This window comes from Psychromonas sp. KJ10-5, assembly GCF_055808325.1.
In genome coordinates this window covers 1,618,229-1,632,989 of sequence record NZ_CM147864.1, presented here as the reverse complement: position 1 = coordinate 1,632,989, position 14,761 = coordinate 1,618,229, and the positions used below count along the sequence as shown (strand labels likewise).

Below are 14,761 nucleotides of genomic sequence, written 5' to 3'. Positions count from 1 at the left end.
TTCGAGCGCTATATTGTTTAAATGTTCTATTCTGTTGTTTCACATGAATTATATAAATTTTATAAAGGCAATAATTATTAATGCATTAATTATTGTTATTAGTTGATTCCATGGTTTTTTATGCATAGCCATTTTCAGGTTTTCAGTGATATGAATGCATTGTATTAGCGTTTAAAAATACAATTCATAGCAAGTTAGTCTGTATTAAACTAAAGGATTTAGATAAAGAATGGAATATTTCCAAACATTGAAATCTCGATTGTTATTTTTGGTTTTTCTTGTAACCCTGCCGGGGATTATAGCCATTTTTTTTCAAGCAGCTTCTGAGCGTAGCACTGCAATTGAAACCGCGAGATTAAGTGCCGTCACTGTTGCTGATAATATCACCGCAGAGCAAATAAAAATTTTACAGAAAACCGAAAGTTTTTTAAAAAGATTATCAAAGTATTCGATATTACTGACACCTAACTCTCCTCAATGCAGTGCCTTCCTAGCTAATTTACATCATTTAACTGATTATTACGTCAATCTTGGCGCACCTGATGTTAATGGTGATTTAACCTGTACAGCGTTACCATTAGCAAAAACGGTCAACGTTGCAGACCGTCCTTATATTCAACAAGCAATCTCAAATAGAGAATTTACTGTCGGAAAGTTCCAAGTAGACCGTGTTGCAAATACAACTAGTATTAATTTTGCTTACCCCATTGTAGATCAAGAAAATAATGTAGCGGGTGTCGCTGTTGCTGCGGTTTCTTTAGAGTGGTGGAGCTTGCAATTAGAACACGCAAATTTACCACAAAATGCAGTGGCTTATATTACCGATCATCAAGATAATATCCTTGCTCTCTACCCAGAAAATAAAGCTCAATTAGGCCTGCCTATAAGCGAAGTTCAACACTTTTGGCAATCTGCCTTTAATACTCATACTAAAATGATTGAAGATAATGATGGAGAACTGAGGATATTTGTCAGTAAAGAATTAATGAATATTGAAGGTGACATGCCTGTTAATATGGTGATTGGCATACCATTTGAAGAAGCATTGCATAGCATCGATATTCGTTTACTAAAAATTATTTCAACGATTCTATTTTTCATTGTACTTTGTATTGTATTAGCAATCGTTGCTATTAACAGAAGTATTTTAAAGCCACTGAAAGCACTCAAAACTTCTACACAACAATTAGCGTTAGGTAACAGTTCTGATGTTAGCTCTTTAGGTGGAGCGATAGAATTAGTCGATTTACAAAAGCATTTCAGCAGAATGGCAAAAACACGTTTAGACACTGAACAAGCATTGAAACATAGCCAACATTTTTTACAACAAAGTGAAGATAAATTATCTCGTCATTTGCAAAATACACCACTAGCTTCCATTGGTTGGAATAAAGAGTTTATTTGTACTGAATGGAACAGGGCGGCGGAGGTGATATTCGGCTATTCAGCGGTTCAAGCCTTGGGAAGTAATATTATGTCTTTGATTGTTGCTCCAGAGTTAAGAGAAGAGTTTACTAATTATTATCATTTATTATTTGAAAAGATAGGTGGAACCTTCTTCCGAGGGGCAAATGTAACAAAAAATGGAGATGTTATTTTTTGTAATTGGCATAACACATTAATTTTAGATGATAAAAACGATATCACAGGCGTAGCTGCCTTAATCAAAGATGTGACAGAAGATAAACGTAATCAGGACACGCTAGATAGGTTTTTTAAATTACCATTGAATTTACATATCATATTAGACTTTGAAGGTACTGTAATTAAAGTTAATAATGGCTGGAGTGATATTTTAGGCTTTAGTGCAGAGGAGTTAATTGGTACCTGCATTGTTGACAAAATTCACCCAGATGATCGTGAAAAAACGGCATTAGAGATTCAACGTATTGGTAACGGTGGTGATGTATTTAGTTTTGAGAATAGGTATTGTAATAAAAGTGGCGAGCATAGAATTATTTCGTGGTCATCGACTGCTTCCATGGATGATCAATTAATTTACGCGATTGGCATTGATATTACCGAGCGAAGAATCAATGAAGATAAATTGAGATTAGCTGCGGGGGTATTTACACATGCGAAAGAAGCTATTGTTATTTCAGATGATAAAAACAAGATTATTGATATTAACGAAGCCTTTACCAATCTAAGTGGATACAGCGAAGAAGAAACAATTGGTAAGCGTAATAATATTCTAAAATCAGGCCTTCATGACCAAGATTTTTACCAGGTCATGCGTGATAGTCTTACTAACAAAGGCTTTTGGGCAGGCGAGATTTGGAATAAGCATAAAGATGGCACGATCATTCCGCAATTATTAACTATCAGTACCGTTTACGGTGATCCTGGCAAGATCAAAAATTATATTGCGTTATATACCGACATAACAGACCTTAAAAACCAACAAAAGCAGTTAGAGCATATTGCTCACTACGATGTCTTAACTGGGTTACCTAATCGTAGTTTATTAGCAGATCGCTTAAAACAAGCGATGATCAATTGCGATGTGAATAACAAATCTTTAGCGGTTGTCTTTTTAGATTTAGATGGCTTTAAAGTGGTTAATGACTCATACGGACACAGTACCGGGGATCAATTGCTGGTTAAAGCTGCTTCTTTAATTCAAGGCAGTATGCGCAGTGGTGATACTTTAGCGCGTTTTGGTGGAGATGAATTTGTTGCTGTGTTTGCAAATCTAGAGAAAGCGGAGGATTGCGAGCCTTTGTTAGAAGGTATGCTAGCCGCGCTAGACCAACCTGTTGTGATTGATGGTGCGAGACTCAAAGTGTCGGCTAGTATGGGCGTGACTATTTATCCGCATGATGGTGTGAGTGCCGATCAACTATTACGCCATGCTGATCAAGCTATGTATATCGCCAAGCAAGAGGGTAAAAACCGTTATTACCTATTTGATATGGAACAAGACATTGCACTTAAAAGTCAGCATGAGCAGTTACTTCGTATTAGCGAAGCTTTACAAAATGATGAGTTTGTACTGTATTACCAGCCTAAAGTGAATATGAAAACGGGTGAATTGGTGGGAGCTGAAGCCTTGATTCGATGGCAACATCCAGAACGAGGTTTGTTACCACCCATTGAATTCTTACCTGTTATTAATCGACATCAACTGAATATTCAGCTTGGGGAGTGGGTAATTGAAAGTGCTTTATCTCAAATTGCTTTATGGCGTCGGCAAGGTGTTGATATTGTGGTTAGTGTCAATATCGATGCGCAACAACTGCAGCAAAAGACTTTTGCTAAAAGGTTGGGTGAGTTATTACAGATACATGGTGATGTTCCACCACACTTATTACAACTAGAAGTATTAGAAACAAGCGAATTACAAGATATTGAAAACGTGACTAATATTATGCAAGCATGTACTAATTTAGGTGTTGGATTTGCGTTGGATGACTTTGGTACAGGTTATTGCTCATTAACTTATTTAAAGCGCTTACCGGTGAATTTAATTAAAATAGATCAAAGCTTTATTCTAGGAATGCTCGATGATCCTGATGATCTTTCTATTGTAGAAGGTGTATTGGGATTATCTAAAGCATTCCAACGTAATGTGATTGCTGAAGGGGTAGAGACATTAGCACATGGTGTTGCACTATTACGTTTAGGTTGTTGTTACGCACAAGGCTATGGCATCGCTAGGCCAATGCCAGCGGAAGAGATGTTACCTTGGGCTAAAAATTGGAAACCAGATTTAACTTGGTCTGAAGTCGTTATTGATAAACTGGATTCTACTAAAGAGTAAAGCTATCAGTTGGTTTTATGATGGACAATATGGCTCAATAACCTGGATGGGTGACATAATTTATACAGTTGTTTATCAAATACACACATAGCCTATTAATAATAGGCTATGTGTCCCCTATATCAATGCATTTCATTTCCGTTAACTTCCTGATTATGCTTTAATACTGCGCTTAAAGCGTGATTAATTAATAGTATTGGGGTTTACCGTGAGTCAAGATACCGAAAAACGTCTAAATAAATTTATCAGTGATTCGGGGTATTGTTCTCGACGTGAAGCCGACAAATTGATTGAACAAAACAGAGTTAAAATAAATGGTGTTGTGCCTGAGTTAGGCACTAAAGTGCAACCAGGTGACACTGTGGTTGTTGATGGGAAACGAATTAGCAAAATTGCTGATAACAAATCAGATCGTGTTTACATCGCCTACAACAAACCAGTTGGTATTACTTGTACAACAGAGCGTAATGTTTACGGTAATATTATTGATGCTATCAAGCACAAAGAACGTATTTTCCCGATTGGGCGATTAGATAAACCATCTGAAGGGTTAATTTTTTTAACCAGTGATGGTGATATCGTTAATAAAATTTTACGTGCTGAAAATGCGCATGATAAAGAATACCGTGTGACTGTAGATCAACCGCTTAGTGAGCGTTTTGTTGATCGTATGCAGCGTGGTGTACCGATTCTGGATACTATTACTAAGCCGTGTATTGTTAAAGTAGAAAGTCGTTTTGTGTTTACGATTATCCTAACACAAGGCTTAAACCGCCAAATTCGCCGTATGTGTGAATACTTGGGGTATGAAGTGACACGGTTACAACGTACTCGTATCATGAACGTAACATTAAAGAACCTAAAAGCGGGTCAATGGCGTAATCTGTCTGAACAAGAGATGACTGAAATTAATACAGCAGTGGCAGGTTCATCTAAAACCGCTGTTAATACCGCGCAACCAAAACAACAATCAACCGATCAAGCCAATAGTGCTAAACTAGCACGCCATAAACCAGTGGCAGATAATCGCGCTAAACGATTTGATAAATCGACTCCTAAAACTAAAAAAATATTTGTTAATAATGCTAAAAAAACACCTAGTGCAACCACAGCAAAAAATAAACCTACACTGTCGTTAAAAAGAAAATGAGCCAAGGCGAATTTGATATCATTCATAAATATTTCGATCGCCCTGCAGAATCAGAGCAAGGCGTTACGCTGGGTATTGGTGATGATTGTGCCATTTTAGATATTCCTGATGGCTATCAACTGGTTGTAACCACTGATAGTTTAGTATCTGGTGTTCATTTCTTTGAAGATGTTGACCCTTATCGCTTAGGATATAAAGCGTTAGCCGTTAATTTAAGTGATATAGCGGCAATGGGCGCTGAGGCTAAATGGGTTTCTTTAGCGATCACTTTGCCTTCTATTGATGAACATTGGCTCAGTCAATTTTGTCGTGGTTTTTTTGCCTTAGCTGACAAGTATAATGTGAGATTAATAGGGGGCGATACAACCAAAGGACCTTTGTCGATAACGGTTTCAGCTAAAGGTATTGTCAAAAGAGGGCAAGCCCTAAGACGTGATGGAGCTCGGCCAGGAGATCTACTGTGCGTGAGTGGCGTATTAGGTGACGGCGGATTAGGCTTAGCGGTCAAATTATTCAGTGAAAGCTGCGATAAAATAAATAATAAACAAGTATTTATTGATGCTTTAGAGTTAACTGAGCCACGTTTAATACTTGCTAAACAACTAGCTAGTTATGCCTCGTCTTGTATTGATATTTCAGATGGTCTAAGCCAAGATTTAATTCATATATTGAACAAGTCACAGTGTCATGCACAGATTGAATTGGAAAACCTACCTTTCTCAGCAGCAATGAAACAACAGATACAACAAGGTCATATAAGTCAATTACAAGCATGGCAGTTTGCGGTAAGTGGAGGTGATGATTATGAGCTGTTGTTCACTGTACCAGCTGAAAAAATGCCTGCATTTCAACAATTAATTAGTACTCAGTTAGCAAATTCTGAACTAGTTTGTTATCAGATTGGTAAGATCACTGCCATACCAGCATCCACGCAAAAAGAGTCGATTGAATTCAGCGCTGATAGCAAACAAGCAATTACATTCACCCATTTACAACAGCCTATGGATTTAGATAAAGCTGGTTGGGATCATTTCAAATAAGGTAAAAAGAACATGTTAAATCGTGATGATTTAAACGGCTTAAAATTAGCCAACCCTATGCACCTAGCTGCGATCGGCTTTGGCAGTGGGCTTGCGCCTAAAGCACCCGGTACATTTGGCACATTAGCAGCAGTACCATTATTTTACCTATTAGCAATGCTTAATATAGAGTCTTACATTGTTATACTTATTATCAGTAGCCTAGCCGGTTTCTGGTTCTGTGAAGTCACTAGCCGAGCAATGGGCGTGCATGATCATAAAGCGATTGTCTGGGATGAATTTGTCGGTTTTTGGATCACTATGACCCCTGTAATATTGATGTATTCTGATATTGAGAGTACGTTGGATATTCCGTTCCTTTGGGTTTTCATTGGATTTATTTTATTTCGCTTTTTTGATGTGTTGAAGCCGTTTCCGATTAGCTGGTTAGACAAAAAGGTAGAAGGTGGTTTTGGTATCATGATAGATGATATTGTGGCTGGTGTATTTGCTGCGATAGGATTATGTTTAATCATGTATTACTGGGGGTAAATATGTTGTTACGTTGGATGTTAATGGTTTCAATGTTCTATTCAGTAGTTAGCTTGGCACAAAGCCAGAATGTGTTTAATCCACAAGCCATTACAGTTGCTATTGATAAAACACCTGTATCATTTAACCCACTCGCTGATGATTCATTAATGACTCAGCAATTTAAACATCTCTTGTTTGACCCTTTGTTCCGATGGGATGACCAACAACATATTCAGGGACGCTTAGTAGAAAGTTGGGAGCGAATTGATAAGACCACGGTACGTTTCTTTTTGCGGAAAAATATCCATTTTCATACTGGTAATTTATTGACCTCTAAAGACGTTATTTGGTCTTTTGAACAAGCCAAAAAGCAATCAGATATTAGCTTTTTAAGTAAGTTAGAATGGGTGAAAGCGACTCAACAGTTTACTTTTGATATTCGCTCCAGCTTAACAGATATTGAATTATTAGATCACCTTACCAACTTATTTGTACTCGATTCCACTTTCTATCAAAGTAATGCAAACCTTTTAGATACATCTCCTTCAATAATATTACCTCCTGTTAAAACACCACCAATGTCAGGCACTGGCCCATATCTTATCCAACAATATAACCCTATGCTGGGTATCGTGGTGGTGGCTAATCCGCATTATTGGGATGGGGAGCCTGAGACCAAGTATTTTCGTTTTATGAGAATCAATAAACCACAATCGCGACTGTTTGCATTGTTAGCTGATGATGTACAAGTGAGCTATGGTGTGCCAAATAAAACCGCGGAAGATCTAGAAGAAAATACTATTAAAAATTTGGTCAGGGTACCGTCCTCTAATGTTATTTTTTTAACTGTTAATGATAAATTATCGCCTATCTTAGAAAATGAAAAAGCACGAAAAGCGATCCATTTAGCAATTAATCAGCAGGGCATGCTCAAGTATATATTAAAGGATAATGGCGAGGTTCATCCTTCCATTTTGTCATTAGCTGAAAATACTTTGGTAGATGGTAAAAATAGTGCAAGCAAAGAAATTATGCCCGAGTATGATTTGGATAAAGCGAAGTCTTTAATCAAAACCATGAATGTACCTAAACAAATGTCACTGTTAGTGATGCTTGATGAAGTGGGTAATACGAAAAAGGTAGCCGAAGCATTAACAAAAATGTTGAAGCGAATCGGTATTACTGTAGTGACGCAAGAAATTGATTCTGAAGATATATGGAAGAATACAAACCTATATTACGACTTCACTGTTTCAACCTGGGATACTCGTTTAATGAGTCAGGATAATATGTTTGAAAATTTATTTTTAGACAGTGACTTAAGCGACTACTTACAAGACAAATTTAAGCAACAAGGTTTAAATAATAATTTTAAATCACAATCAGATTACTTCAAATCGTTACAACAAAATAATTGGATTATTCCACTATTTTACCAAGATAAAATTTGGGCGCAGAATAATAAATTCAACTTAAAGGAAATATTTTCGAGCAATGGTATTCCATATTGGTCGCTTTTTAAAACTAAAAAACAGATAGAGATAACACCCAAACAAGAGCAGTAATAGCTACTCACAATAATACTCAAAAGCCACTCGGTTATTGTATTGTTTAAAATAGCTGAGCGGCTTTTTCTTGAGTCCACTCTAGAGTCTTACATTAAAAATTTAACCGATTAAAAACAACTATCAAGTTATCCGAATATATAATGACTTGATTGTTATCTGCTTAGGTTATTGATAAATAATGTAATTATTATTGAATATGTTAGATATAAAAAAAGCAGGGAATACCTGCTTTATCTCTAGAAGATAGTGCGTTTCTAGGTATTAAAAAATGCGTTAATTTGTGCCTCTATGCCTTTACTATCTAATTGCAACATCTCATAAATCTCAGGCTGCGTACCTTGCTCGACAAAGGTATCAGGCAATCCTAGGTTTAATAGATGGCCTGTGAATTTTTGCGATAGTAAAAATTCATTTACAGCAGACCCAGCACCGCCAGCGATACTATTTTCTTCAATGGTGACAATTTGCGAATGACTCTGAGCTAATTCGTTTAATAAAGCTTTATCTAATGGTTTCACAAAACGCATATCAACTAAAGTTGCATTTAATTTTTCTGCCACAGGAGTTGCCGCTTGCAGGAAGGTACCAAAGCAGAGAATAGCTAAAGATTCTCCCTGTCTAATCAGGTTCGCTTTACCTATTTCTAAAGCTGTCATCTGCTGTTCAACGTCAATGCCTGTACCACTTCCACGTGGGTAACGCACTGCCGCAGGTGTATTAAGTAAGTGACCTGTGTAAAGCATATTACGGCATTCTTGCTCATCTGAAGGTGTCATCACTGTCATGTTAGGGACACAACGTAAGAAGCTTAAATCGTAAGCTCCTTGGTGTGTTGGACCATCAGCCCCAACAATGCCCGCTCTATCAATGGCAAATAAAACACCTAGGTTTTGAATCGCCACATCATGGATCAGTTGATCATATCCACGTTGCAAAAAGCTAGAATAGATAGCAACAATAGGATTTAATTCCGCAATCGCCATACCTGCAGCAAGGGTCACTGCATGTTGTTCAGCAATTGCAACATCATAATATTTATCAGGGTGACGTTTAGAAAATTCAACCATACCTGAGCCTTCACGCATTGCAGGAGTAATCGCGGTTAATTTCGGATCACTATCTGCCATATCGTTTAACCATTGCCCAAATATTTTTGAAAAGGTTGGTGCGCATGGTTTTGGTGTTGGTAAAGCTTGGTCTGGTGTAAATTTAGGAACCGCATGATAAGTAATTGGATCTAACTCGGCTTGTTTATAACCTTTGCCTTTTTTACTCATAATATGCAGGAATTGCGGGCCAGGGTGATTACGCATATTGCGTAATGTATCCACTAAATCTATTACATTGTGGCCATCCATTGGACCAATATAATTGAAACCAAACTCTTCAAAAATAGTACCCGGTGAAACCATACCTTTTAGATGTTCTTCGGTTTTCTTCGCTAATTCTTTGATTGGTGGAATGTTAGACAGTACTTTTTTACTGCCTTCACGAAATTGAGTGTATAAATCACCAGAGAGTATTTTTGCTAAGTGGTTATTTAATGCGCCAACGTTTTCAGAAATAGACATTTCATTGTCATTAAGTACAACTAACATGTCGTTGTTTAGGGAACCTGCGTGGTTAAGTGCCTCAAAAGCCATACCTGCAGTAATTGCACCATCACCTATTACCGCAACGACTTTACGACCTTTTTGCTCTTTTTCAGCGGCAATGGCTAAACCTAACGCTGCACCAATTGAAGTTGAGGAATGGCCTACACTAAGTACATCGTATTCACTCTCTTCGCGCCACGGGAAAGGGTGTAAACCTTTAAACTGTCTAATGCTTTCCATTTGGTCACGACGACCTGTTAAAATTTTATGCGGGTAAGCTTGATGACCAACATCCCAAATAAGATGATCGAAAGGGGTGTGGTAGACATAATGTAAAGCAACCGTTAATTCCACTACACCTAAACCTGACGCAAGATGGCCACTACTTTGGCTTACGCTTTTTAATAAAAATTGACGTAACTCTTCGCACAAGGCTGGGAGCTGCCTTTTTTTTAATAAGCGCAGATCTTCTGGATAGTTAATCTTTGCAAGTAACGGGTAATTTCTTAAATCCAATGGCATATTTATTTGTCACGTTTAATTATGTAATGAGAAAATAACTCAAGTAACTGAGTATTATAAGGCAATTGCGATAAAGCATGAAGCGCTTCTTGATATAAGTCTTGTGCTTTTTGTTGTGCACCTTCTAAACCAAGCAATGCTGGGTAAGTTGACTTATTCAATGCTTGGTCAGACCCCTGAGGTTTACCTAAAGTTGCAGTATCACTAGTAATATCTAAAATATCGTCCTGTACTTGAAAAGCCAGACCAATAGCACGAGCAAAACGCGTTAATAAATCAAACTCAGAGGGTTTAATATCCACCTTAGTTAGTGCGCCCATTTGTACTGCTGCTAAAATCAATGCGCCAGTTTTTGCATTGTGGATTGACTCTAATTGCGGTAGCGAAATTGTACTATTTTCTGCCGCAATATCTAATACTTGACCCGCACACATGCCTTTTTCACCAGATGCACGTGCCAAAGTATTAATCATCTTTAATTGTGCTTGCGCTGTTACGCCTGTAATTTCTGTCGATAAAATATCAAAGGCGATCGTTTGTAATGCATCGCCCGCAAGAATGGCCATCGCTTCATCGTATTTGATATGACAAGTTGGGTTGCCACGTCGTAAGGCATCATCATCCATTGCTGGTAAATCATCGTGAATTAATGAATAAGCATGAATACATTCAATGGAAGAGGCGATTGGATCTAACGTTTCAAGCTTGCTACCGAGCATACTCCCGACGGCATAAACTAAGAAAGGACGAACACGTTTGCCACCCAATAATGCGCCATAAGACATCGCTTCATTTAATTCAGGTGAAGTGATATGCGCATGGTTAATATGTTGTTCAAGTTGTGCATTTACACGATCTTGAAATTGCTTCATGGTAGAAGTTAGTTGTGTCATGTAGGCTACTTAGTATGAGAAAAGTAAAGCAAAAAGTTATTCTTCAAATGGTTGTAAAGGTGCTTGCACATCATTTTGCATTAAGATGCTAACTTGTTGTTGTGCATGCTGAAGTTTTTGGTTATTACTGCGAGATAATGCAATACCACGTTCAAATTGTTTTAACGCATCTTCAAGGGGCAAGTCACCCGCCTCTAAATGTAAAACAATTTGTTCAAGTTCTGTAATTGCTTCTTCATACTGCATATTTTCAGGTTTTTTTAAGGCCATGGGGGATCCCTTTTCTATATTTTCTGCAAGGTTACCGTGACTGTTAAGGATGTCAAACTAAGGCATACAAATAATTGCTAAAAAGTGAACTTGTAGCCTGTTTAACGTCTTGATCATAATCTTGCTTAAATAACAATATTTGGACTACAAACTAACTATAAATAGCTATACTATCTATTAAATGATGGATAACTAATAACTTAAAAGGATTAATCTGTGGATTTAGCAACACTCGTTGGGATTATAGGTGCCTTTGGCTTTGTTGTCATGGCAATGCTGTTAGGTGGCACAATTGACATGTTTATTGATGTTACCTCTATTCTAATTGTATTTGGCGGTACTGCATTTGTTGTGATGATGAAATACAACATTGGGCAATTTTTTGGTGCTGTGAAAATAGCCATGAAAGCTTTCATGTTTAAAACTGACTCACCAGAAGAGTTAATTATCAAAACCGTTGAGATGGCTGATGCTGCACGTAAAGGTGGTTTTTTAGCATTAGAAGAAGCTGAAATAACCAACCCTTTTATGCAAAAGGGAGTGGATATGCTGGTAGATGGTCACGACGCAGATGTCGTTCGTCAAACGTTACAAAATGATATTAGATTAACTGCTGAGCGTCATGAAGTGGGTGCCGATATATTTAAAAACTTCGGTGATGTTGCGCCTGCTATGGGCATGATTGGTACCTTGATTGGTTTGGTGGCTATGTTATCCAACATGGATGATCCTAAATCGATTGGCCCAGCAATGGCGGTTGCACTATTAACCACATTATATGGCGCGGTGGTAGCAAATATGGTGGCCTTGCCAATCGCCGATAAACTTAAATTAAGAGCGGCAGAAGAAAAATTAAATCGCAGCCTTATTTTAGATGGCGTGTTAGGTATTCAAGATGGACAAAACCCACGTGTAATCGAAGGTGTATTACGTAACTATTTACCTGAATCTAAACGTAGTAGCGGCGATGCAGACGCTGGGGGTGAGTAATGGAAGAAGAATGTAAATGTCCACCCGAGGGGTTACCCGCTTGGATGGGTACCTTTGCTGACTTAATGTCATTATTGATGTGTTTCTTTGTATTATTACTTTCATTTTCGGAAATGGATGTTTTAAAGTTTAAACAGATTGCGGGGTCAATGTCTTTTGCTTTTGGTGTACAAAATCAATTAGAAGTTAAAGATATTCCAAAAGGAACGTCTGTTATTGCGCAGGAGTTTAGACCTGGTAGACCTGATCCAACCCCGATTGAAGTGATCATGCAACGAACAACAGAAATAACTAGTACCACTTTAGACTTTGAGGATGGGGATAGCGAACGATCTGGTGCACAACAAAATGTACCTATCCGTGAAACGGCGATAGAAGTAAATGAAAAAACTAAAGAGGTGTTATCAGCTGAAGCGGCTGAGTCAACAGCCGATCCATCTGAGCAGCAATTGGAATTAACAGAAGAAGCATCAACACCTAGTTCTGCTCAGCAGCAAGCATTGGCGAAACAGGTAGCAGAAGATTTACGTGAAGAGATTGAAGATGGTGCGATTGAAATTGAAGCTCTAGGGCAACAGTTGATTATTCGTGTAAGAGAGAAGGGAGCTTTTCCAGCAGGTTCTGCTTTCTTACAACCTCGTTTTAGGCCTGTTATTACTAAAATAGCAAATATTTTAGTCGATATTCCTGGTGTTGTTACCGTTGCTGGTCATACGGATAATGAACCCATTCAGTCAGAATTATATCGTTCTAATTTAGATCTCTCTGCGCAACGTGCTGTTTCAGTAGCACAGGAGATGTTAAAAGTAGCCGGTATTCGTGCCAAGAAGATGCTAGTGGTCGGTTATGCAAATAGTAAACCGCTTGTTGAAGGTAATAGCACTGAAGCACAAAATAGAAACCGCCGTGTTGAAATTATGATTATGCAAGGTGAAGCCAGTGAATCAGATGAGATTTCGGTAGAATAGTGAACCATCAGGTATGTGCTAAATAAGTAGATGAGAAACTCTCATCTACTTACACATCTTATGTAAAAATTTAAGCTTCAATTATTTTCTTAAGCAATATAATTAAGGCTAACACAGGTAAACCTATTAACGCCGAAGCAATAAAGAAATTAACATAGCCAAAACTATCTACATAAACGCCAGAAAAACCTGCAATAAACTTCGGAAATAACAGCATCATTGAGCTAAATAATGCATATTGTGTGGCTGAAAATTCAATATTAGTGAGTTTTGATATGTAAGTAATAAAGGCCGTTGTTGCAATGCCCGCACTGATATTATCCATTGATATAATTAAGGTTAACAGGGTTAAGTCTTTCCCTACAAAGGCAAGTATTGCAAAAATAAGGTTAGTAATCACCACCAATAAAGCACCTAAAAACAAAATACTGTAGGTGCTATATCGATTTAATAAAATGCCACCTAAACCTGCGCCTAATAATGTCATGATAACACCAAACACTTTGGATATAGCTGCCACTTCACCTTTAGTGTAACCCATATCTACATAGAAAGGATTTGCCATAATTCCCATCACAATATCAGAGATGCGATAACTACCAATTAACACTAAGATTAGCAGAGCATGTTTACCGTAGCGGTTAAAAAAATCAGTGAAAGGTGCTAGAACAGCAATGTTTAACCATGCGATGAAGCGAGCCAATACTCTTGGCAATTGAGATTGTTTTAATTTAGCTTCAATGGCATCTTGACGTTGTTGTAAAGCTTGTTGTTTTTCCGGGTTTTGCTCTGGCTCTTTTGCAACAAAGGTGGTGATAATGCCAACCGCCATACATGCAGCCATTACAAAGTAAGAAAGTGACCAAGCGGATAATTGATAAGCTTCAGATTCACTGGCCCAAGCTGCGATAGCTAAGGAGCCGGCACCCGCCATGATCATGGCTAAGCGGTAACCTGTCATGTAAGCCGCTGCCATCGCAGCTTGGTATTGTTCAGGTGCTGATTCGATACGAAAAGCATCTATAACAATATCTTGTGTAGCAGAACTATAAGCAACCACTAAAGCACAAACTGCAAACCATACTAGGTTTTGTTGCGGATCACTCATCGCCATACCAATAATTGCTAAGGTAATTGATATTTGTGACATTAATAGCCAAGAGCGTCGCCTTCCTAACCATTGAGTTAATAAAGGAATAGATAAACGATCGACAAAAGGGGACCAGATCCATTTAAATGCATAGGCGAGGGCAATCCAGCTAAAAAAGCCGATACTGGCTCGACTAACCCCTGCCTCTCTTAACCAAAATGATAGGGTAGAAAATACGAGTAAAATGGGTAAGCCCGCGGAGAATCCAAGGAAAAACAAAATAGCGACACGTTTTTGTAAATAGATTTTGCAGCTTTCTAGCCAGCTAGTTTTTTCAGTTTGTTCGGCAATATCAGTGTGCATCGCATTTCTCAATTAAGGCGTAATTAACTTATAGTG

Annotated in this window: 11 protein-coding genes; 7 read left to right on the top strand and 4 right to left on the bottom strand. The window is 37.9% G+C overall.

Annotation, left to right across the window (positions count from 1 at the left end; all coding sequences use genetic code 11):
- Nucleotides 1-229 precede the first annotated feature (229 nt).
- The 5 genes from AC0L3W_RS07260 to AC0L3W_RS07240 all read left to right on the top strand — a co-directional run bounded on the left by AC0L3W_RS07260 (nt 230) and on the right by AC0L3W_RS07240 (nt 8,031).
- Nucleotides 230-3,763 carry an EAL domain-containing protein gene (locus tag AC0L3W_RS07260; RefSeq protein ID WP_409439289.1) on the top strand — a complete coding sequence of 1,178 codons (3,534 nt, stop codon included), beginning with the start codon at nt 230-232 and terminating at the stop codon, nt 3,761-3,763.
- A gap of 208 nt (nt 3,764-3,971) precedes the next feature.
- Entirely contained in the window at nt 3,972-4,913 is a 942-nt protein-coding gene (gene rluF / locus AC0L3W_RS07255; RefSeq protein WP_290037557.1) for a 23S rRNA pseudouridine(2604) synthase RluF, read from the top strand.
- Entirely contained in the window at nt 4,910-5,953 is a 1,044-nt protein-coding gene (thiL, locus tag AC0L3W_RS07250; RefSeq protein WP_290037558.1) for a thiamine-phosphate kinase, read from the top strand. Before rluF ends, thiL begins: the two co-directional genes overlap by 4 nt.
- A gap of 12 nt (nt 5,954-5,965) precedes the next feature.
- Nucleotides 5,966-6,484 carry a phosphatidylglycerophosphatase A family protein gene (locus AC0L3W_RS07245; protein ID WP_290037560.1) on the top strand — a complete coding sequence of 173 codons (519 nt, stop codon included), beginning with the start codon at nt 5,966-5,968 and terminating at the stop codon, nt 6,482-6,484.
- 2 nt (nt 6,485-6,486) lie between these two features.
- Nucleotides 6,487-8,031, top strand: coding sequence for an ABC transporter substrate-binding protein (locus AC0L3W_RS07240; RefSeq protein WP_409439290.1), 1,545 nt, complete (start codon nt 6,487-6,489; stop codon nt 8,029-8,031).
- 257 nt (nt 8,032-8,288) lie between these two features.
- Here the strand turns inward: AC0L3W_RS07240 and dxs are convergent, their stop codons facing one another.
- From dxs to xseB, 3 genes are read right to left on the bottom strand one after another with little or no spacing between them, the layout of a single operon-like run.
- A complete protein-coding gene (gene dxs / locus AC0L3W_RS07235; protein ID WP_290037562.1) occupies nt 8,289-10,151 on the bottom strand; it encodes a 1-deoxy-D-xylulose-5-phosphate synthase in 1,863 nt (620 codons plus the stop codon).
- Between the two features lie 2 nt (nt 10,152-10,153).
- Nucleotides 10,154-11,044 (bottom strand): (2E,6E)-farnesyl diphosphate synthase, encoded by an 891-nt coding sequence (ispA, locus tag AC0L3W_RS07230; protein ID WP_290037563.1) that lies wholly within the window; start codon nt 11,042-11,044, stop codon nt 10,154-10,156.
- 36 nt (nt 11,045-11,080) lie between these two features.
- Nucleotides 11,081-11,314 (bottom strand): exodeoxyribonuclease VII small subunit, encoded by a 234-nt coding sequence (xseB, locus tag AC0L3W_RS07225; protein WP_409439291.1) that lies wholly within the window; start codon nt 11,312-11,314, stop codon nt 11,081-11,083.
- 216 nt (nt 11,315-11,530) lie between these two features.
- Here xseB and pomA point away from each other — a divergent pair, with 216 nt between their 5' ends.
- Nucleotides 11,531-12,304, top strand: coding sequence for a flagellar motor protein PomA (gene pomA / locus AC0L3W_RS07220; protein WP_290037567.1), 774 nt, complete (start codon nt 11,531-11,533; stop codon nt 12,302-12,304).
- Complete coding sequence (locus AC0L3W_RS07215; protein WP_290037569.1) at nt 12,304-13,272, top strand: flagellar motor protein MotB; 969 nt, start codon at nt 12,304-12,306, stop codon at nt 13,270-13,272. The genes pomA and AC0L3W_RS07215 overlap by 1 nt, the downstream gene beginning before the upstream one ends.
- A gap of 70 nt (nt 13,273-13,342) precedes the next feature.
- Here the strand turns inward: AC0L3W_RS07215 and AC0L3W_RS07210 are convergent, their stop codons facing one another.
- Nucleotides 13,343-14,725 carry an AmpG family muropeptide MFS transporter gene (locus AC0L3W_RS07210; RefSeq protein WP_409439292.1) on the bottom strand — a complete coding sequence of 461 codons (1,383 nt, stop codon included), beginning with the start codon at nt 14,723-14,725 and terminating at the stop codon, nt 13,343-13,345.
- Nucleotides 14,726-14,761 lie beyond the last annotated feature (36 nt).

Coding starts and splice junctions, on each gene's coding strand:
- AC0L3W_RS07260 (WP_409439289.1), top strand. CDS start 230: ATGGAATATTTCCAAACATTGAAATCTCGATTGTTATTTTTGGTTTTT.
- thiL (WP_290037558.1), top strand. CDS start 4,910: ATGAGCCAAGGCGAATTTGATATCATTCATAAATATTTCGATCGCCCT.
- AC0L3W_RS07245 (WP_290037560.1), top strand. CDS start 5,966: ATGTTAAATCGTGATGATTTAAACGGCTTAAAATTAGCCAACCCTATG.
- AC0L3W_RS07240 (WP_409439290.1), top strand. CDS start 6,487: ATGTTGTTACGTTGGATGTTAATGGTTTCAATGTTCTATTCAGTAGTT.
- dxs (WP_290037562.1), bottom strand. CDS start 10,151: ATGCCATTGGATTTAAGAAATTACCCGTTACTTGCAAAGATTAACTAT.
- ispA (WP_290037563.1), bottom strand. CDS start 11,044: ATGACACAACTAACTTCTACCATGAAGCAATTTCAAGATCGTGTAAAT.
- xseB (WP_409439291.1), bottom strand. CDS start 11,314: ATGGCCTTAAAAAAACCTGAAAATATGCAGTATGAAGAAGCAATTACA.
- AC0L3W_RS07215 (WP_290037569.1), top strand. CDS start 12,304: ATGGAAGAAGAATGTAAATGTCCACCCGAGGGGTTACCCGCTTGGATG.
- AC0L3W_RS07210 (WP_409439292.1), bottom strand. CDS start 14,725: ATGCACACTGATATTGCCGAACAAACTGAAAAAACTAGCTGGCTAGAA.